We start from the raw sequence: 238 nt of genomic DNA on the forward strand, positions 1-238 counted from the left end.
GTCTCCTTCTCCAAGATGGGAGAGAAGCCAGTCCCCAACTCCTAGGAGGCGTAGAAGCCCTCCATCACCAAGACGACAACGAAGACGGAGAAGTCGAAGCAATACAAGTTCCACTGTAAATAACTCCTGCAGCCCAAGTCATGTATCAGAGCAAAACAATTTAATTGAGAAGCAAAAAGAAGAAGGAGATAAGAAAAGGCGCCAAAAGGAAGCTGAACTGAAGTTACTTGAAGAGGAG

The 238-nt window shown here is 45.8% G+C and carries 1 protein-coding gene; it reads right to left on the bottom strand.

What is annotated here, in order from left to right; all coding sequences use genetic code 11:
* Positions 1-41: 41 nt before the first annotated feature.
* On the bottom strand, positions 42-238 hold a 197-nt coding region (locus tag L9G74_RS24645; protein WP_238899048.1), incomplete at its 5' end, for a hypothetical protein.

This window comes from Shewanella electrica (assembly GCF_022321485.1).
GTDB lineage: Bacteria > Pseudomonadota > Gammaproteobacteria > Enterobacterales > Shewanellaceae > Shewanella > Shewanella electrica.